Genomic DNA, 23,439 nt, shown 5'->3' with positions numbered 1-23,439 from the left:
TGATATGTCCCCGATCTCCCTGCGCGGAATTCTGCTGATCGTCGTGGCCTTGACCGTGGCTGCCGGCACGGCGCTGTTCGCCCGCAACTGGATCGCCCAGCAGCAGGCGGCGTTCAAGGCCCGGCCGGCGCAAACCGCCCCGGCCACGGAAGCCCGCCGGGTCCTGGTCGCCAAGCAGACCCTGGAGGCCGGCCGCTTCGTGCGCGCCGAGGACCTGCGCTGGGCCGCCTGGCCCAAGGACGGGGTCGCCGAAGGCTATGTCGTCGAGGGCGTGGCGCCGAAAGGGCTCAAGCCCGCGCCGGATGCCTCCGACGGCGGAAAACCCAACAACCGCGGCATCGCCGTGTTCGACGGCGCCGTCGTGCGCACCCGTATCACGGCGGGCGAGCCGGTGACGGCGCTGAAGCTGGTGCAGCCGGGCGAACGGGGCTTCCTGGCGGCGGTGCTGCAACCCGGAAAGCGCGCCGTCTCCGTGCCCGTCGATGCGACGACGGGGATCGCCGGGTTCATCTTTCCGGGCGACTGGGTCGACGTCATCTTCATCGGCCAGATGCGCCTGGAAACCCGGCGCGGCGACGCCGAGGGCAGCAAGGTGAAGAAGATCGAGTTTTCCGAAACGCTGCTGTCCGGCACCCGCGTCATCGCCATGGACCAGAAGGTCGAGGCCGGTGACGGCCAGGCCAAGGTGGCCAAGACCGCGACCCTGGAGGTCACGCCCAAGCAGGCGGAAAAGGTCGCCCTGGCCCTGAAGATGGGCGGAGTCAGCCTGAGCCTGCATTCCCTGGCCCGCCACGATGCCGTGGAAACGGCCGATGATCGGTTCGCCGAGGTCGCCCGCGCGGTCGGCGCCCTGGACGGCGATGCGCCGCCGCAGGACCTGGGCGGCAGCTACACCCTTGAATTCGACATCATGAGCATGCTCGGCGACAAGCGTTTCGGGCCGGGTGCCCGGGCGCGCGGGGTCAACGTGATCCGCGCCGACAAGGCCGAACAGGCCAACTTCTGAAAGGGCGGACGGCCATGCGACCCCAAACGATGGACATCTTCGACGACAAGCCCCGGCCCCGCGACATCAAGCGCTGGAACCGTCTGATCCTCGTCGGCGGCGTGATGCTGGCCCTGCTACTGGCGATGCTGTTCGCGCCGCCGCTGGCCGCCTTCGCCGAGGCCCAGGGCCTGGACGCGGGCCGGGTCGAGGTCATCAGCCCCGCCGGTGCCAACATCAAGATGGAGGTCAACAAGGGCCGTCTGGTGCGCCTGCTGCGTCCGGCCTCCACCGTGTTCATCGCCGATCCGCGCATCGCCGACGTGCAGGTCAAGTCGCCGTCCCTGGTCTACCTGTTCGCCAAGGCGCCGGGCGAGACGACCCTGTACGCCGTCGATCAGGCCGAACGGGTGCTGGCCAACGTGGATATCACCGTCGGCCACAACCTGTCGCGTCTGCGCGATGCCTTGGCCAAGCTGGCGCCGGACCATGACGTCACGGTCGACAGTATCGACGGCGCGCTGATCGTCGACGGCATCGTGCCTTCCGCGTCGAAGGCCGAGGACATTCGCCGCCTCGCCGTGTCCTTCGCGGGGGCGCCGGAAAACGTCATCAACCGCCTGGGCGTCGATGCCCCCAACCAGGTCAACCTGCGGGTCCGTGTCGCCGAGGTGTCGCGTGACGTGGACAAGCAGTTGGGATTCAACTGGAGCGCCGTCGGCTCCATCGGCGCCTTCGCCTTCGGTGTCGCCACGGCCAACCCCTTCGCGGCCAACGTCATCAGCCAGACCCTGACCGTCAATCCGGGCCAGTTTTCCGCCGGCAACGGCAAGTTCACCTTCGACGTCAACGGCGTCATCGACGCGCTGGAGGAAGAAGGCCTGGTCACCGTGCTGGCCGAACCCAACCTGACCGCCATGTCGGGCGAGACGGCGAGCTTCCTCGCGGGCGGCGAGTTCCCGATCCTGGTGCCGGAGGGCAACGACCGGGTGGTCATCGAGTTCAAGGAGTTCGGCGTGTCGTTGGCCTTCACGCCGACGATTTCCGGCGACAGCCGCATCAACCTGCACGTCCGCCCCGAGGTCAGCCAGTTGTCCAACGCCAACGCGGTGACCCTGAACAACTTCCAGATCCCGTCGCTGACCACGCGGCGGGCGGAAACCACGGTGGAACTGGGCAGCGGCCAGAGCTTCGCCATCGCCGGCCTGCTGCAGAACAACGTGACCCACAGCATTTCCGAATTTCCCGGGCTCGGTGATGTGCCGGTGCTGGGCAGCCTGTTCAAGTCCGACCGCTTCCAGCGCGAGGAATCCGAACTGGTCATCATCGTCACCCCCTACATCGTCAAACCGTCGCCGACGCGCAAACTGGCGGCGCCCACGGACGGCTATCAGGCGCCCCACGACATCGAACGCATCATCGGCGGCTCGACGGGCCGCCATGCCGACACCCCGGCCAAGCCCCGGACCGTGGCCAAGGACGGCCGGGCGCTGATCGGCCCCGTCGGCTTCACCTTCGAGGATTGAGAACCCGCTACCCGCATCCCCCAATGTCTTCACACCCCAGGAGCATTGCCATGAACACCCCGAACCGAATTTATACGAAGCCCCGCACGGCCAAGACGAAGCCGGCCGCGTTCGTTTCCGCCGCGAAGCGCAAGCCCACCATCTGGGACCGCGGCGTCGGCGGCGGGTGCGGCGGCAAGGGGCAGGCCGTCGGTTGGCGGGCCGGCGCCCATGCGGGCAGCACCTGGGCCGGTCTGTTGTGCCTGATCCTGCTCGGCGCCTGCGACCATATCCCCGATTTCAAGGCCTATGCGCCCTACGATCCGCCCGCCGCGCGACAGCCCCGCGTGCAGCCTGTCGCCATCGCCCACAAGGTCGCCTTCCCTCAGGGGGCCGTGACCCTGGACGCCACGGCGGGCCGCGACATCGACGCCTTTCTGGCGCGTCAGAAGGTCGACCGCGCCGACGCCCTGGAAATCGCCATCCCGGCCGGCGGCGGCGAGATCGCGCGCGGCCGGGCCGAGCGGATTGCGGCCTATCTGAAGCTCAAGCGACTGGCCGCCGGTCTGGTCATCGACGACGATCCCAAGATGGCGGCCGACACGGTGCGTCTGGTTGTCCATCGATATCAGGTCGCCTTGCCGGCATGTCCCGATTGGACGGATCGCAGCGGCGTCACCCACGACAACCAGCCCACGGGCAATTGGGGCTGCGCCACGGCGGTCAATCTCGGCCTGATGGTCGCCAACCCGGGCGATCTGATATGGGGGCGCGACGGCGGGCCTGCCGACGGCGAGGCCCAGGTGTTGGGCATCCAGCGCTATCGCAAGGGCGAGACCAAGCCGCTTCTGGGCGGCGCGACGTCGCAGGCGCCTGCGGCCGGCACGGGTGCGCCCGCCGGCGGCGAGGGAGCCGGCAAATGACCCCGGCCCCGGAAAAGAAGCCCGCCCCGGCGGCGGCAGGCAAGCCCAAGCCCTTCATGGCCTTCGTCACCGACGAGGTCACCCGCAGCCAGCTTGAACGCGCGGCCGAGGATGCGGGTTTTTCCGGCGATGTTTACGTGGGCGGCACGAACGCGGCCCTCGCCACCCTGGCCGAGGTCGTGCCCGCCCGTCATCTGGTTCTCGATCTTGCCGAGCATACGGATCTGGTCGCGGCGGTGAACGAATTTGCCGAGGTCTGCCAGCCGGATACCCGGGTCCTGGTCCTGGGTGCTGTCAACGACGTCGGGGTCTATCGTACGCTGATCGACCTTGGCGTGTCCGACTATCTGGTCAAGCCGGTGGCCGGGCCGCAATTGACGGCGGCCTTGGCGCGCCTGGGGGCGGCGGCGGAACCGGACCAGGGTGACACGGCGGTCACCGCCGTCAGGCGCGGCACGGTCACGGGCGTGCTGTCGGCGCGCGGCGGGGCGGGGGCCAGCACGGTCGCCGTCAATCTTGCCTGGGCGCTGTCGGTCGAAGCACCCGGCAAATGCGCTTTGGTCGATCTCGACCTGCGGTTCGGCACCGCCGCCATGATGCTGGACCTGGAACCGGGCCGCGGCTTCAAGGAAGCGCTCGACAATCCCGGCCGCATCGACAGCCTGTTCATGGAACGCGCCATGGTGCGCGCGACGGACAATCTGTCCCTGCTGGCGGGGGAAGAGGACGTATCGGCGGAACCGGCGGTCGCCGAGGGAGCGCTCGATGTCCTGTTCGACATGCTGACCGGCGCCTTCGACCATGTGATCGCGGACTTGCCGCGCTGGCGCCTGGGCGATCATGTGAAGCACCTGGACCGTCTGTTTCTGGTGACGGAGCCGACCCTGGCGGGTCTGCGCGACGCGCTGCGCCTCAAGGACGCGGCCCAGGCCCTGGCCGGGTCCGACCTGCCGGTGCTGATCGTCCTCAACAAGGGCGGGGCGGCGAAGAATGGGGAGCTGAGCGAAGCCGACGCGGTCAAGGGCGGCCTGCCCAAACCCGCCTACGTGGTTCCCGACGAGATCAAGGTTCAGGCGCAGGCGCAGGCCACGGGCAAGCCCATGGTGCATCTAGCGCCCCGGGCCAAGGCATCCAAGGTGATCCTCGCCATGGCCCGCGATCTGGCGGTCGGCGACAGCGATGAGACGCCGGTCCGCTCCCTGTTCGGCCTGATCCTCGGCGGACGGAAATAGGAGGCTGTCATGAGCTTCGGACGCAGAGATACCTCGAAAGTCGTTGCCCTGTCGGCACATCGTCTTCCCGCGCCGGGCGATGCGGATCCGGTTCCGGTCGCCGGCCAGGGTGATACTCTTGCGGGGGCGGACCCGGTGCCGGAACCGCCGGTGCACGACGTCGAAGCCGCGGAAGAGTACCGCCCCGAAACCGTTGCCCGCGCGATCGACAAGATTTGGCCCAGCGTTCGGATCGGTGCGAAGGATCTGTTGAGTCCGGATTACAGCCGGGGTGACCGCGCGGCCTGCATCGGCGTCATTCTCGATGCCGAAAGCAGGATGTCCGGCGACCCTCTGTTCGAAGCCGAACGCCGCGACGTCATCACGGAATTGCTCAACCGCTTGATGGACCTGCCGGGCGCCGGCGCGGCGGGTGGCCGTGCGACGGTGCTCGACCCTACGGGGCTCGCCAAGGAACGGGTTCAGCCCCTGTTGATGGCGCGCATGGATGTGTCCAAGGCGGCCGAATTGCCGCGCGCCGAGATGGCTCGCCAGGTGACGGATTTGGTCGCCGAAATCCTGGCCGACGAGAAACTGCACCTTAACCTGATCGAGCAGCGTGGTCTGGTGACCATGCTGCTCAACGACATGCTCGGCCTGGGCCCGTTGGAGCCGCTGCTGGCCGACGACAAGGTCACCGACATCATGGTCAACGGCCCGGACCAGGTCTACGTGGAGCGCGGCGGGCGCCTGGAATTGGCCGACGCTCGGTTTCGCGACAATGCCCATGTTCTGAACGTGGCGCAGCGCATCGTGTCCGCCATCGGGCGGCGGGTCGACGAGACCTCGCCGCTGTGCGACGCGCGCCTGGCCGACGGATCGCGGGTCAATGTCATCATTCCGCCGCTCGCCATCGACGGGCCGTCCATTTCCATCCGCAAGTTCGCCAAGCAGAAGATCACGATGGAAAAGATGGAGCAGCAGAATAACCTGTCGCCGGCCATGGCGACGGTGCTGCGCATCGCCGGGCGGTCGCGCCTCAACATCATCATTTCCGGCGGCACGGGGTCGGGCAAGACGACCTTGCTGAACGCCCTGTCGCGTATGATCGACCCCGGCGAGCGCATCGTGACCATCGAGGATGCGGCCGAATTGCAATTGCAGCAGCCCCATGTGGTGCGCCTGGAAACCCGGCCCGCCAACCTGGAGGGCGAGGGCGAGATCACCCAGCGCGAACTGGTGAAGAACTGCCTGCGCATGCGCCCGGACCGCATCATCCTGGGCGAAATCCGCGCCGGCGAGGCGCTCGACATGTTGCAGGCCATGAACACGGGCCATGACGGCTCGTTGTGCACCATCCACGCCAACCGCCCGCGCGAAGCCCTGACCCGGTTGGAGAACATGGTCGCCATGGCCGGGGTCAAGCTGCCCAACGAGGCCGTGCGCGCGCAGATCGCGGGGGCCGTCAACATGATCGTGCAGATCGCCCGCATGCGCGACGGCGTGCGCCGCATCACCCATATCACCGAGGTTGTGGGCATGGAGGGCGAGGTCGTCACGACCCAGGACCTGTTCACCTTCGAGTTCGAGGGCGAAGACGCGGACGGCAAGCTTTTCGGCGCCTTCAAGTCGACCGGCCTGCGCCCGGCCTTCGCCGCCAACGCCAAGTATTTCGGCCTGGAAAAGGCATTGCTGGAGGCCATGTCCCAACCCGACCATATGACGCAGCGGGCGGGGTAGCGGCGGCCATGGAAATCCTGCTGATATCGCTCGGCGTGTTCGTCACCTTTCTGACCGGCTGGTTCGGGCTTGGGGCGGGACGATCCAATCGTGCCCGTATCCTGGCCCGCCGCGTGGCCGCGGTCGGGCCGGCCAAGGCGATGCCCAGCGGCAGGGCCGCCGTGACCTTGCGCCGCGACGACGGGGCGGGCAGGGGGGTCGAGAAATCACTGGGCCGCTTGCTGCCGCGTACCGCCAGCCTGCGCAAGCGGCTGGCGCGGACCGGCAAACGGATGTCGGTCACGGGCTATCTATGCGTGTCGGCGGGATTGGTGGCGGTCGTGTTCGTGGCCCTGTTCCTGGTCCTGCATCTGCATCCCGTGCTGTCCGCGCTGTCGGCGTCGGCCGCCGGGTTGTTGTTGCCGCATCTTGCCGTGTCCACGATGGCGGCGCGGCGGCAGAACAGGTTCAACAACCTGTTCCCCGACGCCATCGACCTGATGGTCCGGGGGCTCAGGTCCGGCCTGCCGGTCACGGAATGCATCAAGGCCGTGGGCCGCGAACTGGCCGAGCCGGTCGGCGTCGAGTTCCGCCGCATCACCGACGAGGTCAAGTTCGGGGCCAAGATCAACGACGCCCTGTGGGCGGCGGCCCATCGCCTGGACATTCCCGAGTTCAAGTTCTTCGTGGTCAGCCTGTCCGTGCAGCAGGAAACGGGCGGCAACCTGGCCGAAACCCTGGCCAATCTGTCGGATATCCTGCGCCGCCGCCGGCAGATGAAGCTGAAGATCAAGGCCATGTCGTCGGAAGCCAAGGCCAGCGCCATGATCCTGGGGTCTCTGCCGTTCATCATGTTCTGCATCATTTACATGATGAACCCGGGTTATGAATCCCTGCTGTTCACGGATCCGCGCGGGCGTCTCATTCTGGGCGGCGGGCTGGTCGCCATGGGCATGGGCGTGTTCGTCATGAGCCGCATGGTGAGGTTCGAGATATGAGCGCCCTCGACCTGATTCCCGGCCTGGGTGTGGCCGACCTGATCACCGCGATGGCGGCCCTGGCGGCGGGCTTCGCGGTCTATGCGGTATGGACGGCGTTGTTGGTCCGCGACCCCATGGCGCAGCGTATCAAAAACGTCGGCCTGCACCGGGACGAACTGCGTCAGGCCATGCTGGCGGCCCAGGGCAACCGCGCGCGGCGGCGCGAGACCACGGTCGATTTCATGCGCCGGGTGGCCCTGCGCCTGAAGCTTTTGAAGACGCAGCAGGCCGACGCCATCACCTTGCGCCTGGCCCAGGCCGGGTTCAGGTCCAAGGACGCGCTGGTCATCTATCTGTTCGCCAAGCTTGCGTTGCCCTTTGTGTTGGGGGCCGTTGCCGTGGTCTTGGTCTATGTCGCGAACCTGTGGGCGATGTCGGGGATGATGAAGCTGTTCGTCGCCATCGCCGCGGTGGTCGCCGGCGCCTACGCGCCCGAGGTCTTCGTCGCCAACATCCGGCAGAAGCGCCAGCAGGTCTTGCAGAAGGGCCTGCCGGACGCCCTCGACCTGTTGGTCATCTGTACCGAGGCCGGCCTTGCCCTCGACGCGGCCCTGACGCGGGTGGCGCGGGAGACCGGGCCGGCCTGTCCGGAACTGGCGGAGGAATTGAGCATCTGCGCGGTCGAGTTGGGCTTCCTGCCGGACCGCCGCCAGGCCCTCGACAACCTGTCGGCGCGCACGGCCCTGGCGTCGATCCGGGGCGTCGTCAATTCCCTGCAGCAGACGGAGAAATACGGCACGCCGCTGTCGCTCAGCTTGCGCGTGCTGTCCACGGAATTCCGCAACGACCGCATGATGCGGGCCGAGGAAAAGGCCGCGCGTCTGCCGGCGACGCTGACCGTGCCGCTGATCATGTTCATTCTGCCGGCGCTGTTCGTCGTGCTGCTGGGGCCGGCCGTGATCAGCGCCATCGACGGACTGGGAGGTCTGAAATGAGTGCCGGAGAGATTGAGGATAAGTTGGGTGAGCCGCCTTCACTTTAGGGGTCAGGCGGACCACCTGGCCGGAGGACGGAGGGGTGCCGTCCTCCGGCCGCTTTACCCGCGGCCGGGGCGGCGGAGACCTAGCCGTCCGGGCCTTGGCCCGTGTGCACGGCCCGCGCCCGGGCCTTGTCCGATAGTTTCCGCAGGGCTTCGTAACGCCTGAGGTTGCTCTGCACCTGAGATTCGGTCAAATCCAGGCGGCCGATCTTGGCGGCGCGGTCCGTGTCGCCGGACAGGCCGTAGACCAGGGCCAGGTTCTGGCGTCCGCGGGGGCCCGCGCCAGGCGACTTGGCGGCATCGCCCAGCACCCGGATCGCTTCCGCGTAGGCACCGGACAAAGCCAGGGACAGGCCCAGGTTGTTCTTCAGGGACAGGCTGTCCGGGGCCAGGGCGAGGCCCCGGCGGTAGAAATCCTGCGCCCCGGCATGGTCGCCCGCAAGGTCGCGCGCGATGCCGAGGCCGTTGAGGGGGCGGTGGTCCTTGGGGGCCGCCGCCTGGGCGCGGGTGAAGGCGTCGGCGGCTTCCGCCGGGCGGTCGAGGGCGACGAGGGCCTGGCCCAAGCCCAAGAGGGCGGCCGCGTCGTCCGGCGCCAGGGTGGTCAGGCGGGTATAGGCCGCGGCGGCCTCTTCCGCCATGCCGAGCGCCAGGGCGGTCTCGCCCGTGCGGCGGTAGGGTTCGTCCCAGTCGGGGCGCATGGCCTGGGCGCGCTGGTAGAAGGCGAGGGCGGAGGCGCTGTCGCCGCCGGCGCGGGATGCGTCGCCGACCCGCACGAGCTGACGCGCGCGGCTGTCGGCGTTGTCCTGCTTGATCTCGTCCGGCGTCGGCACCTTGTCCGTGGCGCAGGCGGCGACGGACAGCAGGGTGGCGGCGAGGAAGATTCGCCGAAATGTGCGGGACGGCGCGGTCATGACCAGAGCCTACAACGCCGCGCCACGGTGGGCCATAGGGCCGTTACCACGGCTTGATACCGGAGTCTGACTTGGTTGTTGCGAAATGGGACAGAAAATATAACAGTCTTGAGACAGAGGAGACGTCACGTGAGCCGAACCTATTCCGAATTGACGCGCCTGATCGAGCGCCTGCATCGGCGCTTTCTCGACGTCATCCGGGCTGAACTGAACCGCCTGGGGGTGCGCGATCTGAACGGCGTGCAAGCCTTGCTGCTGGCCAATATCGGGGACGAGGCCATGGCCATCCGCGATCTGGTCGAACGCGGCTATTATCAGGGCTCCAACGTGTCCTACAACATCAAGAAACTGACGGACATGGGCTATCTGACCCAGGAACGCTCCCTGCACGACAAGCGGTCCATCACGGTGCAGCTGACGGACAAGGCGCGGGCCGTGGTCAAGCAGGTCAAGGCGCTTGAGGATCACAACGCCAACGCCTTCAGCGAATACATCGACGAGCCGAAGGTTGAGGAGGTCTGCCAAGCCTTGCAACGGCTTGAGCGGACCTGGGCCGACTACATCCATTACGGCGGCGAATAAAGCGCTCGGCCCGGCCGTTTTCAGCCCTGCGCCCACAAGGGGCTCAGGGCCTCCGTCAATGTATCCGCGTCGTCACAGGCGCGGACCCGGAACCCGGCGTCGGCCAGCGCGGCCGCCTTGCCGCGTTCGGCTTCGGAATCCTGATGAGACGATCGCATATGCACCGCACCGGCAAGGCCGGCGGCCTTGGCGGCCTGAACGTCGATCACGCGGTCGCCGACCATCCAGGACGCCCCTGCGTCGATGGGCAGAATTTCCAACGCACGCAACAGCATGCCGGGGTTGGGCTTGCGGTCCGGATGGTTCGACACCCGCAGCAGGCCACGGCCCTTTGGATGATGCGGGCAGGCGAGGATCGCGTTGACGAAGGCGTCGGCCTGGGCCAGCTGCGCCCACATCCAGTCCTGTAGGCGGGCGAAATCGGCCCAGTCGTACTTTCCGAGCCCGATGCCGCCCTGATTGGTCACCACGACGACGGGCATGGCCCGGGCGTTGGCCGCGCGAATGGCGGCCACGGTGCCGGGGACCAGGCAGGCGTCCTCGATGCGGTGCAGATAGGGCTGTTCCTCGACCATGACGCCGTCACGGTCGAGGAATAGCGCCCCCCGGCGGACCGGGCCCGGCGTGCGGTTGACGATCTGGCACCAGACGTCATCGTCGCCGGCGAACAAGTCCGGGACGTCGGCGGATGGAGCCATGGGGTCGCCTCCGGCCCGGGATTACGCCGTGAAGGCCTGAATGCCCGTTTGCGCCCGGCCCAGGATCAGGGCGTGGATATCGTGGGTGCCTTCGTACGTATTAACCGTTTCAAGGTTAAGAAGGTGCCGGATGATATGGAATTCATCCGCGATGCCGTTGCCGCCGTGCATGTCGCGGGCCATGCGCGCGATGTCGAGCGCCTTGCCCGTCGAGTTGCGCTTGACCAGCGAGATGTTTTCCGGTGGGCAGGTGCCCTCGTCGAGCATGCGGCCGACCCGCAGGCAGGCTTGCAGGCCGAGGGTGATCTCGGTCAGCATGTCGGCCAGCTTTTTCTGGATCAGCTGGTTGGCGGCCAGCGGACGGCCGAACTGCTTGCGGTCGAGGGTGTATTGGCGGGCGGCGTGCCAGCAGAATTCGGCGGCACCCAGAGCCCCCCAGGAAATGCCGAATCGCGCCTTGTTCAGGCAGCCGAAGGGACCGGCCAGGCCGGACACGTTGGGCAGCAGGTTTTCCTCGGGCACGAACACGTTATCCATGACGACTTCGCCGGTCAGCGACGTGCGCAGGGAGAACTTACCCTCGATCTTCGGCGCCGACAGGCCTTTCATGCCCTTTTCCAGCAGGAAGCCGCGGATCTTGCCGTCCAGCTTGCCCCAGACGACGAACACGTCGGCGATCGGGCTGTTGGAAATCCACATCTTGTTGCCGGTCAGCACGTAGCCCCCATCGACCTTCTCGGCCCGGGTCTTCATGCCGCCCGGGTCGGAGCCGTGGTCCGGCTCGGTCAGGCCGAAGGCGCCGACGATCTCGCCCTTGGCCAGGCGCGGGAGAAACTTCATGCGCTGTTCCTCGGTGCCGTAGGCATAGATCGGGTACATGACCAGCGACGACTGTACGCTTAAGCTTGAGCGGTAGCCGGAATCGACCCGCTCCACCTCGCGCGCGATCAGGCCGTAGCACACATGGCCGACGCCGGCGCCGCCGTACTGTTCGGGGATGGTCGGGCCGAGAAAACCCAATTCGCCCATTTCATTGAAGATTTCGCGGTCGAAGGTCTCGTTGCGGAAGGATTCGAGAACCCGCGGCATCAATTTGTCCTGGGAATAGGCGCGGGCCGTTTCGGCGACCATGCGTTCGTCCTCGGTCAGCTGATCGACCAGCCCGAAGGGGTCTTCCCAGTTGAATTCAGGCTTCGCCTGCGGGGACTTGGGGGCAAGTTGGGGGGCGTCGGTTGCATCCGGCATCGGGTGCTCCTTCCTGTTTGCTTATCGTTGGCGCCAAATGAGGCGTCAAACTCGCACGGTTCAGAGGTGCGGGCAAGATTCAGCGCATTTCACAGGTTGAAATTGAAGGGGCGTCAACGGCCGACGGCGAAGGCGACCTTGTTGGACGACCAGCGGCGGCCTTCCGTGCGTTCGTCGGCGGCATCGACCCGCAGCGTGATTTCCGGGCGCCCGTGCAGGCGGTCGTTGGTCACGCGCAGCTGGGCGTTGACGCGCACGCCGTTCACGGGCCACCACTGATAACGGCAATCCTGGCCGTTGCCGTAGGACAGGCGGGTGCATTCAGAGGTGGAAGGCTTGCCCCACAAATTGCCCAGATGTTCGGTGATTTCGCGTTCGGTATGAAATCGGAACGTCTGTGTATAGCTCAGGCGAAAGGCGGTCGCGTCCTTTTCGGCCGTCGGGAAGTGGGCGGTGAACACTCCCTTGTCCGTGCGCAGGACGCCGATCACGCCGGCCTGGGCCGCCTTGAGGGATTCGGGCGTGGGAATGATCTTGAGGAAATTCTCATAAGTCATGCCGATTTCGATGGGGCCGATGAAGAAATTCGGATCCGCCAGGGGCGCGCGCGCGCGGGCCACGTAGAGTTGCAGGGCCGCCGCGCCGATGTGCTGGACCTCCCGTTTCTTGATTTCCATGTCGGGCAGGTAGCCGGCGACATCCGTCGTGTCGGTTTCCTGGGGGGCGGGCGAGGCGAAATGAGCGAGCAGACCGAAGGCCACCCCCAACACGCCGAAGACCAGGGCAAGCGCCCGGAACGGGCGGAACCTGCCTCGTTTCGGTGCCGTCATCGCCTGTGCCGCGCGTGTCATTTCGTGTGCTCCTGCGTTCGATGTATATCCAGCGTCGGCATGCCGGTTCGTTGCATGGCCGAATCTATGACTTTCGATATAGTCTAATGGATGCGAAAAATGTGCCCGAATGAATTATTTGCCGACACTTTTAGATAAAATTGTCGGCAATTCCCGGTCGGCATGGGGTTTGCCGGGGCGTGAAAAAGAGGCTATAGCGAGACCATGGCCACGCCGCACCAACGCATTGACCGGACAAGGGAAGCCCGTTTGAGAACGGTCCGCACCGCGACTTTCGCTGTTCTCGCCGCGGCCTTGCTCGGCGGCTGTGGAATGGTCAGGCCCTATGTCTACGATCCTGTCGCCTACAACCGTGATGACCCCGATTTTGCCAAAACCCCAAAAACACGAAATTCGGTTACCATCTGTTATTCCAAGCGGTCGACCACGCCGGCAGAGGTTGCGCGGCTTGCCGCTGAAACCTGTGCTCCCTACGGCACCGGCATTGCCTTTGTCGGCAACGGTTACGCCCAATGCCCCATGCTGACGCCGGTCGGCGCCGAGTTTGCCTGCACCGGCGCGGTAGGAACGCGGACCGTGGCGGGGCGGGGCGCCGATCTGCGGCCCGCCGCCGGCGGAACGCCCGGACAGCCGGGCACGCCCCTGTCCGGGTTCGCGGAAGGGGCCCGTCCCATGGGCGTGCTGTTCGGCCGGCAGGGCTCGGCGGCCACCCCGGCGACGGCGCCGCTTCCCGCCTTGCCGCCGGCTGTGTCCGGCCAGTCTGAAACGAAGCCGTGACCCCAGGATGCGGGCCCCTGGGCCAGGCCGGCGGCCGTACGGCCCGGTGATGCTGGTCGCCTTACAGGTTTTGATTCTCGCTGTCGGCACCTACGTTCTTGTCGTCGGTCTGGTGTACCTTGGGCAGCGGCGCCTGATGTATCATCCGGGCGGTGTGGCCGGCGCGCCCGCCGACGCCGGCTTGCCCGACGCGGGCGAGGTTCGCGTATCGACGGCGGACGGGGTCGAACTTCGATCCTGGTATATGGCGCCCCAGCCCGGCCGTCCGGTCATTCTCTATCTCCATGGCAATGCGGGCACCATCGCCGACCGTGCTTTCAAGGCGCGTCTCTTCGCGCGCCAGGGGATTGGCGTGATGTTGGCGGAATACCGGGGGTATGGCGGCAATCCGGGCAGCCCGACGGAAGCGGGGCTGTATGCCGATGCTCGGGCCAATCTGGCCTGGCTGGCGGATAAGGGGCATGATCCGGCAAGCATCGTCGTCTACGGCGAATCCCTCGGCACGGGTGTGGCCGTGCAGGCGGCCCTCGAACTCGCTCTGGCGGGAACGCCGGTGCGGGCTTTGGTGCTCGAAGCGCCGTTCACCGCCATGACCGATGCGGCCGGGGTGCACTATCCCTGGCTTCCGACCGGCCTGCTGACCCGTGACCGCTACGATTCCAGCGCCAAGATCGGCGCCGTACGATGCCCGGTCCTGATCCTCCACGGCAGCGCCGATCGGGTCGTTCCGCAGGACCAGGGAATGCGCCTGTTCGCCCTTGCGGCGGAACCCAAGACGGCGGCCTGGCTGCCGGGGGCGGGGCATGGCGACGTCTATGACTTCGGCGCCGGGGAGGCCGTTTTGAACTTTCTCGCCGCACCGACGGGCGGGAAGGGCGCCGTTCCTTCGGCGCGTTAATCATAACATCCTGAAAAGGCTGGGGCTTCTAGGGTTGTTCTGCCGTTAAGACTCCTATAATTTATACAGTGTAGTGGTGTACCTGCGCCTTAATGGAGCAGTGTGCCCGGTTCGCGTGCGCCGCACGCGGCCGGGAGCCAAAAACGACACGTTAACGAACGGGAATATGGCGAAGATTTCTCCAACCGCCGCGCCGGCCATTTCCAGCGTCTCGACCGCCCGCATGACGGGCGCCGCGGCGGTGGCCAGCCATGGGCGCGTGGAGGAACTGAGCGGCAGCAATGCGATGTCGTTCGAAGCCGCCCAGTTCGGCTTCCAGAACGCGCCGGATGACAAATACGATGACCGCCGGGCCCTGTCCGACGACCGGCGGCGCAATCCGAACCTGGGGCGCGGGCGTTTCACGGCACCCAACGACACCTTCGCCAGGATCATTCAGAGTGAGATGACCGCCCCCAAGGTCTACGGCGAGGAAGGCCGGCCAAGGAATTTCGGCGGCCTTGTCTCCAAGGCGATCGCGACTTACGAGCTGAACGCCCAGGTCATTCACGGCACGCTGCCCAGGAAGGGCACGACCCTGAGCATGCGTCTTTAGCCGATCCCGCCGCGGACCGCCCTGCGCGCCGGCCCGATGGCCGGCTTTTTCATGCGCGGAAGGCAGGTTCATGCGCGGAAGGCAGGCACAACCGCCGCGATGTGCGGGGCATGTTTGGGCTGGACCTCCCATGGCGGGCCCATGTTAATCTTTCCTTGGTCAATGGCGGGCCATACTCGGGCCGCCCGCTCAAGGCTTGCGGCGTGGAGATCATCAAGCCGGACAGACCGGCGCACCGGAACGACACCGGAAACAAGGGTGAAGGCATGCGTGCCGATGTAAAAAGCGCCTTCGACGTGGCCTTCTGGTTCGCGGACACGGCGTTGGAACAGAATGAATATCTACAGCCGCAAAAGCTTCAGCGGCTCCTGTTCCTGGCGCAGGGCTATTACGCCGTGCTGCATAACGGGCGCAAATTGATGCCGGCCGTTTTCGTCGCCGACGAACTCGGCCCCATGGAGCCGAATATCTACGCCGGATTCTCCCGCGGGCGCCCCAACATCGATGTCGAGCTTTTCATTCCCCATGAAATCGACGGCTACCTGACCAGTCTGTGGCGCCGCTTCGGCCATGCGTCGATGGAGCGGCTGAACCAAATAACCAAGGGAACCAGCGCCTACAAGCAGGCCCGGGCCAAGGGCGCCCGGACGGAAATCACCCTTGATGCCATGCGTCTGTCGTTCGTGCGGGCCGAAAACACGCCAGGGGTTCAGCAGGTGGTGAAGCCCAAGGTTTTTGTTACCCAGACGGGCAAGCCGGTTCAGGTCAAGGCCTGGGACCCGGGCGCGAAAAACTCCTAGTCCCAAAAAAACTCTCATACATATCAATGTGTTCGGTGGCGATCCTGGGGTTCCGCTTGCGCCTTTCCATGACTTGGCTAATATCAGGCGCGAACGGCTCCTCCGGGCTGCTCTGTGCCGGTGACGGTGCCGAGACGTTCCGGGAGGCCGGCAATAATGAGGCAGACGTTTCGATAAGCGCCGCAATGGCGTACGGATAAAATGCCTTACACATATGTCTGGGAGGACACGCATGAACAGCAAACGACTCATTTCCGTCGTCGCCGCGAGCCTTGCGGTCGCGGGTTTGGCCTTCGCCAACCCGGCGCAAGCCAAGGTCGAAGGCGACACCATCATCCTCGGTTCGGCGATTTCGTTCACCGGCAAGTATTCGACCAACGGCATCCATGCCAAGAACGGCTACGACATCGGCGTCGCGAAGATCAACGCGATGGGCGGCGTCAAGATCGGTGGTAAATCCTACAAACTGAAGATCCAGTATTACGACGACGAATCGACGCCGCTCCGTACCGCGCAGCTGCTTGAGCGCTTGGTCAACCAGGACGGCGTGAAATACTTCCTGGGGCCGTATTCGTCGGCCACCACCAAGGCCGCCGCGCCGATTATCGAAAAATACAAGGTGCCCATGATCGAGGCGGAAGGCGCGTCGCGCTCGCTGTTCAACAAGGGCTACAAGTACCTGTTCGCGGTCCTGTCGACGTCCGAACAGTACCTTGCCAGTTCGATCGGCCTGGCCGCCGAAATCGCCGAAAAGAACGGCAAGAAGGCGTCCGACGTGAAGATCGCCATGGCGTTCGAGAACGATCCGTTCTCCCTCGACGTGCGGGCCGGTGTGCTGGAAGACGCCAAGAAATACGGCATGAAGGTCGTGATCGACGACAAGATGCCGCGTGACCTGAACGACATTTCCTCGACGCTGACCAAGGTCAAGGCCCTGAAGCCGGACCTGCTGCTGCTGTCCGGCCATTCCAAGGGCGCGGCCACGGGGGCGCGCCAGATCAAGGAAATGAAGATCGACGTGCCGATGATCGCGCTGACCCATTGCGAGGCGGCCAAGATCACCAGCAAGTTCGGCGCTTCGACCAACGACTTCCTGTGCCCGACCCAGTGGGCGCCGACCTTGACCTATAAGGACAAGTACTTCGGCACGGCTGCCGACTACGACAAGGAGTTCAAGAAAACCTACGACGGTTACAAGAACGTGCCTTATCAGTCGGCTCAGGCGACCGCGTCGGTTCTGGTGTGGAAGGACGCCTTCGAACGGGCCAATTCCCTGGATCCGGAAAAGGTGCGTGACGCCATCGCGGCGACGGATATGGAAACCTTCTATGGCGGGATCAAGTTCGCGCCGGAGGGCAACAACATCGCCAAGCCGATGGTTCTGCGTCAGATCCAGAACGGCGAGTACAACGTGGTGGCGCCGTCCAAATGGGCGTCGCATCCCGTGAACTGGCCGCGGAAGGCCCAGTAATCTGGGTTTTCCGGCCTGACGGGTGACCGCAGGCAAAGCTTGAACCCCGCCCCCGGCCCGCATCGGTCGGGGGCGGTCGGTTCCTGCGCATACCAGCATTCATATTTTCGGATATACCGACCAATCGCTTCTCCACTGAACTAGGGATGGATCAGGGACATGTGGGACAACATTTCAATTTTGACCGCGGCGCCGGTCTTCAATATTCAGCTGATCCTCGACGGGCTGTTCATCGGCTCGACCTTCGCGCTGGCGGCTTATGGCCTGGCCCTCGTATGGGGCGTCATGAACGTGAAGAACCTGGCGCAGGGCGACTTCGTCATCATGGGCGGCTACGTCGCCTGGTGGCTGGGCAAGCAGGGCATTCATCCCCTGTGGGGCCTGCCGATCTCGATCGTCGTCATGTTTACGTTCGGCTGGGTGGTCTATGTCACCATCATCCGACGCGTCATCGACAAGGACATGTTCACCTCGCTGCTTGCGACCTTCGGCCTCGCCATCGTTCTGGCCCAGGCGTTGAACCTGATGTTCGGCCCCGAAGTGCAGACGGCGGAAAGCGATTTCGCCATCCGCAGCTATTTCGACAACAGCGTCACCGTCGCCGATATCAAGTTGGTCGCCTTCGCGCTCTGCGGGGTGCTGGCGGTCGCCGTGGTGCTGTTCATGAAGAATTCGCGCATGGGCCAGGCGATCCGCGCCACGGCCCAGGACGCCCGCGCCGCGCGGGTCATGGGCATCGACACGGACAAGGTCTATGCCTTCACCTTTTCCTTGAACGCGGCGATCTGTGGTGCTGCGGGGGCCCTGATCTCGATGATCTGGGTGATTCAGCCGTTCTACGGCATCGGCCATTCGATCCGGTCCTTCGTGATCGTCACGGCGGCCGGTTTCGGTAATCTGGGCGGCGTCATCATGGCGGGGCTGGGACTTGGCGTCATGGAACAGTACGGCGGCTTCGTGCTTGGCGCCGAATACCAGCAGGCCTGCGTGGTCGGCCTTCTGGTCGCCGTGCTGATCTACCGTCAGCTCGAAATGCGCCGCCACCGCCAGGTCGTGCAATAGGCGCGCGGCCCAAGAAGAACGAAAACGGGAGCAAAAACCTTGGAATCATTCAATCCGAAACTGCATCTGCCGATCCTGATCTTCGGCATCGCGGCCCCCTTCGTCATTCCCGGCGTGACCATTCAGATCGCCGTCCTTTGGGTCATGGTCCTGTTCGCCCTGACCTGGGACATCATGGGCGGCCAGATGGGCTACAACTCGCTCGGCAACATCCTGTTCTTCGGCTCGGGCATGTATATTTCGGCCTTGGTCCAGATCAGCATGTTCGCCAATGTGTCCGAATACACGGCGTCCTCGGGCGCGGTCGATTTCACCTATACGAGTTCCGAGTACTTCTGGGGCCTGGGATGGGGAATCCTGGCGGCGGCCGTCGGCTCGGCCTTGCTTGCGGCGTCCCTCGGCTGGACCCTGTTCGGTCTGCGCGGGCCTTATTTCGCCATCGGCACGCTCGGCATCGCGCTGACGGCCGGTGAACTGATGGGGACCTGGGAATGGGTCGGCGCCGGCGGCGGCTTGGCCATGCCCGTCTACCCGGGCAGCGCCGACGGCAAGTCGTTCATGTTCTATTTCATGTGCTTTTTCGCCGCGATCGGAACCTACCTGTTTTGCAGCTGGCTTTATTCGACCCGGTTCGGCCTGGCCATCAACGCCATCCGCGACGATGAACAGAAGGCCGAGGCCATGGGTATCCACACCCTGCGCTACAAGACCATCGCGTGGTCGGTATCGGCGTTCTTCCTGGGAATTTCCGGCGCCCTGTTCGGTAACATGACGGGCTTTGTCGAGCCCCTGGAAGTGGCATTTCCGGTCGCCACCTTCGGCATCTTCATGGTCGCCATGTCGTTGCTCGGCGGCAAGGGGACCCTGTGGGGGCCGATCCTCGGTGCCGCCCTGTTCCACGTCCTGAAGGAGCTCACCTGGACCTATTTCCTCGGCTGGCAATGGGTGGCGCTCGGCGTGCTGATCATCGTCAACGTGGTGTTCTTCCAGCAGGGCATCATGGGCTGGCTGATGGAAAAGTTCCCGGAACGGTTCGGCATCATCGTCGACAAGAAGGAGACGGCAAAATGACCGATACCGTCATTGAAATCTCGGGCGTATCGAAGTCCTACGGGGGCGTGGTCGCCAATCACAACATCTCGCTGAAGGTGCCCGCCGGCGGCATCACCGGCCTGATCGGACCGAACGGGTCGGGCAAGACGACGTTGTTCAACTCCATCGTCGGCTATCATCCCATCGACGAGGGGTCGATCAAGTTCAAGGGCGAGGAAATCTCCACCTACCGGGTGCCGCAGATCGCGCGCTTGGGATTGCTGCGCACCTTCCAGCAGACGCGCATCTACTCGAACATGAACTGCATCGACAACATGCTGATCTCGATCCCGCACCGTAAGCTGGGCTTCGCGGACATGTTCAAGAACCGCGGCGACAAGGAAACCATGGAAGAGGTCGACCGTCTGCTCGACTTCGTCGGGCTGTACGAAAAACGGCGGCTGATCTCGGGCGACCTTTCGTTCGGGCAGCAGAAGCTGCTTGAATTCGCCATGGCGCTGATGAACCGGCCCGAAGTGCTGTTGTTGGACGAACCCACGGCGGGCATCAACCCGACGCTCATCAATGGGCTGATCGACCGGCTCCGCCGCGCCAACGAGGAGTTGGGCATCACCCTGTTCGTCATCGAGCACAACATGCGCGTGATCATGAACATGGCCCAGTCGATCTATTGTCTGGCCCATGGCGAGCTTCTCGCCCATGGCACGCCGGACGAGGTCCAGAACGACCAGCGCGTCATCGACGCCTATCTGGGAGCACATTGAACATGGCCGACGAAAACAAGGCACAAGAAGACGAATCCGCGGGGGCCGCCGCGAACCGACGCTCCACCGGTTATCACATGGGCACCGTCGACGCGGTCATTTCCGTCGAGGACGTCAACCGCCAGGCCAAGGCCATGGCCGTCGAGGTGCCGCTGGAACAGGTCGCGTCCCTGGCCAACAACACCCCCTTCGTCAATCTGAAGGATCTGCGCTGCGGCTACGGCAAGATGGAGATCATCCACGGCCTCAACCTGCAAGTCGCCAAGGGCCAGTCGCTCTGCCTGATCGGGCCCAACGGGGCCGGCAAGTCAACGGTGCTGCACGCCATCTACGGCCTCAACACGGTGATGGGCGGCAACATCCTGGTGGGCGAGGGCGCGCAGGCCCAGGACGTCGCCCATATGACCGCCAACCAGAAGCTGAAGCAGGCCGGCATCGCCTATATCCTGCAAGACAAGTCCATCTTCCCCGACATGACCGTGGAAGAGAACCTGTGGATGGGCGGCTTCCTCATGGAAACCACGGCCCAGGCCAAGGAGGCGGCGGAAAAGGTGTTCGCCAAGTACGACCGCCTGGCCCAGCGCCGCAAGCATCTGGCCAAGGTGCTGTCGGGCGGTGAACGGCGCCTGCTGGAAATCTCCCGCGCCCTGGTCATGGACCCGGACGTTCTGCTGGTGGACGAGCCGTCCATCGGGCTCGAGCCCCGGTTCATCGACATGGTGTTCGACATCCTGGACGACCTTCAGCATACCGAGGGCAAGACCATCATCATGGTCGAACAGAACGCCAAGAAGGGCCTGGAATTCGCCGATATCGGCTATGTCCTGGTGTCGGGCGAACTGGCCATCGCGGGCACCGGCGACGCGCTCCTGGAGAACGAGGACGTGGGCCGGCTGTTCCTGGGGGGGTAAGCGCCCCGGGCCCTTGCCGTTACGCTTCTGGAATCGCTGCGCCGTTTGGGCGGGGAATGCCTGCCCGCAGGGGCCGGTTTTCAACGTCGGAGGCCGCCCGGCGGCCAAGGCGTCGTGCGAGAAGCGCCCTCCATCTCATTGATAATGCTTAAATAAAAAACCGCGCCGGCGGGGTGGCTGCCGGCGCGGTTGCGTTTAACTGCGAATGCAGATGGCGGGGCGGTCAGGCGCCGTCGACGGCCTTCAAGAACCCGAAATCGGCGCCGTCCTCGGCCTGGGTGACCGTATCCAGGTAGAGTTTCAGATAGCCGCGGCCAGATCCCTTGTGCGCCGGGGGCGGGGTCCAGCCCGCGCGCCGGGCGGTCATTTCGGTGTCGTCTACTAGTAGAGTAAGGCTACGGTTCGGCGTGTCGAGCCGGATGCGGTCGCCCGTCTTCACCAGGGCGAGGGGACCGCCGTCGGCGGCTTCGGGCGAGACGTGCAGGATGATCGTTCCGAAGGCGGTGCCGGACATGCGACCGTCGGAAATGCGCACCATGTCCTTCACGCCCTGACTCGCCAGTTTCTTCGGGATCGGAATGTATCCGGCCTCGGGCATGCCCGGCGCCCCCTTGGGTCCGATGTTGCGCAGCACCAGCACGTCGTCGGCCGTCACGTCCAGGTCGGCGCTGTCGATGCGTTCGGCCAGGTCTTCCAGGTTTTCGAACACCACGGCGCGGCCCTCATGGACCAAAAGGCCCTGGTCCGCCGCCGACTGTTTCAACACCGCACCGTTCGGCGCCAGATTGCCGCGCAGCACGGCCATGCTGCCCTTGGAGAACAGGGGATTGCTCCGCGGGCGGACGACGTCTTGTTGCCAACCCGGCGCCATGGCGGCCAGGTTCTCGCCGAGCGTCTTGCCCGACACGGTCAGGCAGTCCAGGTCCAACAGGTCCTCGATCTCGCGCAGGATGGTGGTCAGGCCGCCGGCCTTCCACAGGTCTTCCATGTAGTAGCTGCCGTTGGGTTTCAGGTCGACCAGCATGGGCACGTCGCGGCCCATCGTATCGAAGGCGTCCAGATCGACGCTGAGGCCGAGGCGCCCGGCAACGGCCGCCATGTGGACGATGCCGTTGGTCGACCCGCCGATGGCCAACAGCGTCTTCATGGCGTTGTTCAGGGACGCTTGCGTAATGATCCGGTCCGGCGTCACTTTTTCCTTGGCCAGGGCGACGGCGCGGGTGCCCGTTTCCTCGGCATGGCGCAGACGGTCGGCGGCGAACGCCGGGATCGCCGCCCCGCCGGGCAGCATCATGCCCATGGCTTCGGTCATGAGCGCCATGGTCGACGCCGTGCCCATGACGCCGCAGGTGCCCGCCGTGGGCACCAGCTTGGACGAAATGTCCTCGATCTCGGCCTCGTCGATCTCGCCGGCGCGGAACTTGCCCCACATGCGCCGACAGTCGGTGCAGGCCCCCAGGCGCTCGCCCTTGTGCGATCCCGTGCCCATGGGGCCGGTGACGCAGACGATGGCCGGCACATTGGCGGAGGCGGCGCCCATCAACAGCGCCGGCACCGTCTTGTCGCAGCCGCCGATCAGCACCACCGCGTCCATGGGTTGGGCGCGGATCATTTCCTCCGTGTCCATGGACATCAGGTTGCGCAGGAACATGGAGGTCGGATGGGCGAAGCTTTCGTGGATCGAGATGGTCGGGAACTCCACCGGCAGGCCACCCGCCAGCATGACGCCGCGCTTCACGGCCTCGATCAGGTCGGGCACGGTCTTGTGGCAGGCGTTGTAGCCGGAAAAGGTGTCGGCGATGCCGATGATCGGGCGGTTCAGGGCGTCGTCTGTGTAGCCCATGGCCTTGATGAAGGCCTTGCGCAGGAACAGGGAGAAGGCGTCGTCGCCATAGCGGGTCAGGCCTTTTTTCATGCCTGTCTGGTCATCGGACATATGGAGTTTCCTTGGAGGTCGGATGGATGTCGGTTGGTTTGTTCTAATTGTTATAGCACTGGTGCCAGAGCAGGCGCGACGCGTCCAGGTTCCGGAATGCGAAATAAGGCGCCTCGGCGGTTCCCGGCCGGACCACGGCGGTGATGTCGAGCCACAGGGTCGCCCCGGGCTTGAGGTCGAATTCACGGCCCGGCAGCGGCCAGTCCTGCAATTCCATGCCGGACGTCACGATGGCGGCCCGGGCTGCCGGCCCGGTCAGCGAGCATTTGACGTCGATCCGGGACGGCCGTGCCACCGGCAGGGTATGAAACCGGGCTTCCTGGCCGGGCTGGACGTCGTGGGGGTGGGAATCCTCTTCCAACATTTCCGCCCGGGGCAGGGCGCGTCCCGGCGTCTCCGACGCATCGGCGGCGACGGCGAACGTGAAAACCGCGAGAGCGGCGAAGGACGGACGAATGGACATGGCGAACCTCTCCGACGCCTCTACACGGAAAACCCTAGCGGGCCAACCAGTTAAACGTGA

The 23,439-nt window shown here is 65.2% G+C and carries 23 protein-coding genes; 17 read left to right on the top strand and 6 right to left on the bottom strand.

Translation table 11 applies throughout. The features are described from left to right. Positions 1-4 precede the first annotated feature (4 nt). Genes cpaB through RJ527_17675 form a run of 7 tightly spaced genes read left to right on the top strand, consistent with a single transcriptional unit; the run spans position 5 to position 8,318 of the window. Positions 5-1,006 carry a Flp pilus assembly protein CpaB gene (gene cpaB / locus RJ527_17705; protein ID WND75848.1) on the top strand — a complete coding sequence of 334 codons (1,002 nt, stop codon included), beginning with the start codon at positions 5-7 and terminating at the stop codon, positions 1,004-1,006. 14 nt (positions 1,007-1,020) lie between these two features. Beyond that, complete coding sequence (locus RJ527_17700) at positions 1,021-2,511, top strand: type II and III secretion system protein family protein (protein WND75847.1); 1,491 nt, start codon at positions 1,021-1,023, stop codon at positions 2,509-2,511. 50 nt (positions 2,512-2,561) lie between these two features. Then, a complete protein-coding gene (locus RJ527_17695) occupies positions 2,562-3,413 on the top strand; it encodes a CpaD family pilus assembly lipoprotein (protein WND75846.1) in 852 nt (283 codons plus the stop codon). Continuing rightward, entirely contained in the window at positions 3,410-4,645 is a 1,236-nt protein-coding gene (locus tag RJ527_17690; GenBank protein WND75845.1) for a hypothetical protein, read from the top strand. Before RJ527_17695 ends, RJ527_17690 begins: the two co-directional genes overlap by 4 nt. 9 nt (positions 4,646-4,654) lie before the next feature. Beyond that, a complete protein-coding gene (locus tag RJ527_17685; protein ID WND75844.1) occupies positions 4,655-6,364 on the top strand; it encodes a CpaF family protein in 1,710 nt (569 codons plus the stop codon). 8 nt (positions 6,365-6,372) lie between these two features. Further along, positions 6,373-7,341, top strand: coding sequence for a type II secretion system F family protein (locus RJ527_17680; GenBank protein ID WND75843.1), 969 nt, complete (start codon positions 6,373-6,375; stop codon positions 7,339-7,341). Further along, positions 7,338-8,318, top strand: a complete 981-nt coding sequence (locus tag RJ527_17675) for a type II secretion system F family protein (GenBank protein ID WND75842.1) — start codon at positions 7,338-7,340, stop codon at positions 8,316-8,318. Before RJ527_17680 ends, RJ527_17675 begins: the two co-directional genes overlap by 4 nt. A 127-nt stretch (positions 8,319-8,445) precedes the next feature. Here the strand turns inward: RJ527_17675 and RJ527_17670 are convergent, their stop codons facing one another. Beyond that, a complete protein-coding gene (locus RJ527_17670; protein ID WND75841.1) occupies positions 8,446-9,273 on the bottom strand; it encodes a tetratricopeptide repeat protein in 828 nt (275 codons plus the stop codon). A gap of 129 nt (positions 9,274-9,402) precedes the next feature. Between RJ527_17670 and RJ527_17665 the strand changes: the two genes are divergently transcribed. Continuing rightward, positions 9,403-9,855, top strand: coding sequence for a MarR family transcriptional regulator (locus tag RJ527_17665; protein WND75840.1), 453 nt, complete (start codon positions 9,403-9,405; stop codon positions 9,853-9,855). A gap of 20 nt (positions 9,856-9,875) precedes the next feature. On the opposite strand, the gene RJ527_17660 is transcribed toward RJ527_17665, so the two are convergent. The 3 genes from RJ527_17660 to RJ527_17650 all read right to left on the bottom strand — a co-directional run bounded on the left by RJ527_17660 (position 9,876) and on the right by RJ527_17650 (position 12,649). Next, positions 9,876-10,553: an HAD-IIIA family hydrolase gene (locus RJ527_17660; GenBank protein ID WND75839.1), complete on the bottom strand. Its 678-nt coding sequence runs from the start codon at positions 10,551-10,553 to the stop codon at positions 9,876-9,878. A gap of 21 nt (positions 10,554-10,574) precedes the next feature. Beyond that, a complete protein-coding gene (locus RJ527_17655) occupies positions 10,575-11,798 on the bottom strand; it encodes an acyl-CoA dehydrogenase (GenBank protein WND75838.1) in 1,224 nt (407 codons plus the stop codon). 113 nt (positions 11,799-11,911) lie between these two features. Next, positions 11,912-12,649: a hypothetical protein gene (locus tag RJ527_17650; GenBank protein WND75837.1), complete on the bottom strand. Its 738-nt coding sequence runs from the start codon at positions 12,647-12,649 to the stop codon at positions 11,912-11,914. Positions 12,650-12,961: 312 nt separating this feature from the next. Between RJ527_17650 and RJ527_17645 the strand changes: the two genes are divergently transcribed. The 9 genes from RJ527_17645 to RJ527_17605 all read left to right on the top strand — a co-directional run bounded on the left by RJ527_17645 (position 12,962) and on the right by RJ527_17605 (position 20,980). Next, positions 12,962-13,426 carry a hypothetical protein gene (locus tag RJ527_17645; protein ID WND75836.1) on the top strand — a complete coding sequence of 155 codons (465 nt, stop codon included), beginning with the start codon at positions 12,962-12,964 and terminating at the stop codon, positions 13,424-13,426. 49 nt (positions 13,427-13,475) lie between these two features. Then, complete coding sequence (locus tag RJ527_17640) at positions 13,476-14,324, top strand: alpha/beta hydrolase (protein WND75835.1); 849 nt, start codon at positions 13,476-13,478, stop codon at positions 14,322-14,324. A 166-nt stretch (positions 14,325-14,490) separates the two neighbouring features. Beyond that, a complete protein-coding gene (locus RJ527_17635; GenBank protein ID WND75834.1) occupies positions 14,491-14,919 on the top strand; it encodes a hypothetical protein in 429 nt (142 codons plus the stop codon). 110 nt (positions 14,920-15,029) lie between these two features. Beyond that, complete coding sequence (locus tag RJ527_17630; protein WND75833.1) at positions 15,030-15,719, top strand: hypothetical protein; 690 nt, start codon at positions 15,030-15,032, stop codon at positions 15,717-15,719. Positions 15,720-15,951: 232 nt separating this feature from the next. Continuing rightward, positions 15,952-17,190 (top strand): amino acid ABC transporter substrate-binding protein, encoded by a 1,239-nt coding sequence (locus tag RJ527_17625; GenBank protein WND75832.1) that lies wholly within the window; start codon positions 15,952-15,954, stop codon positions 17,188-17,190. Positions 17,191-17,349: 159 nt separating this feature from the next. Continuing rightward, positions 17,350-18,252, top strand: a complete 903-nt coding sequence (locus RJ527_17620) for a branched-chain amino acid ABC transporter permease (protein ID WND75831.1) — start codon at positions 17,350-17,352, stop codon at positions 18,250-18,252. Positions 18,253-18,291: 39 nt separating this feature from the next. Further along, the gene (locus tag RJ527_17615; protein WND75830.1) at positions 18,292-19,323 is read left to right on the top strand and encodes a branched-chain amino acid ABC transporter permease; all 1,032 of its coding nucleotides are present in this window, start codon (positions 18,292-18,294) and stop codon (positions 19,321-19,323) included. Beyond that, complete coding sequence (locus RJ527_17610) at positions 19,320-20,069, top strand: ABC transporter ATP-binding protein (protein WND75829.1); 750 nt, start codon at positions 19,320-19,322, stop codon at positions 20,067-20,069. The genes RJ527_17615 and RJ527_17610 overlap by 4 nt, the downstream gene beginning before the upstream one ends. Positions 20,070-20,071: 2 nt before the next feature. Continuing rightward, positions 20,072-20,980, top strand: coding sequence for an ATP-binding cassette domain-containing protein (locus RJ527_17605; protein WND75828.1), 909 nt, complete (start codon positions 20,072-20,074; stop codon positions 20,978-20,980). Between the two features lie 223 nt (positions 20,981-21,203). Here RJ527_17605 and RJ527_17600 read toward each other — a convergent pair whose 3' ends face one another. Beyond that, positions 21,204-22,916: an IlvD/Edd family dehydratase gene (locus tag RJ527_17600; GenBank protein WND75827.1), complete on the bottom strand. Its 1,713-nt coding sequence runs from the start codon at positions 22,914-22,916 to the stop codon at positions 21,204-21,206. A 43-nt stretch (positions 22,917-22,959) separates the two neighbouring features. Continuing rightward, entirely contained in the window at positions 22,960-23,379 is a 420-nt protein-coding gene (locus RJ527_17595) for a hypothetical protein (GenBank protein WND75826.1), read from the bottom strand. Positions 23,380-23,439 lie beyond the last annotated feature (60 nt).

This window comes from Thalassospiraceae bacterium LMO-SO8 (assembly GCA_031655335.1).
Lineage (GTDB): Bacteria > Pseudomonadota > Alphaproteobacteria > Rhodospirillales > Casp-alpha2 > UBA1479.
The sequence above is the reverse complement of the archived record's forward strand: the minus strand, read 5'-3'. Positions and strand labels throughout refer to the sequence as shown.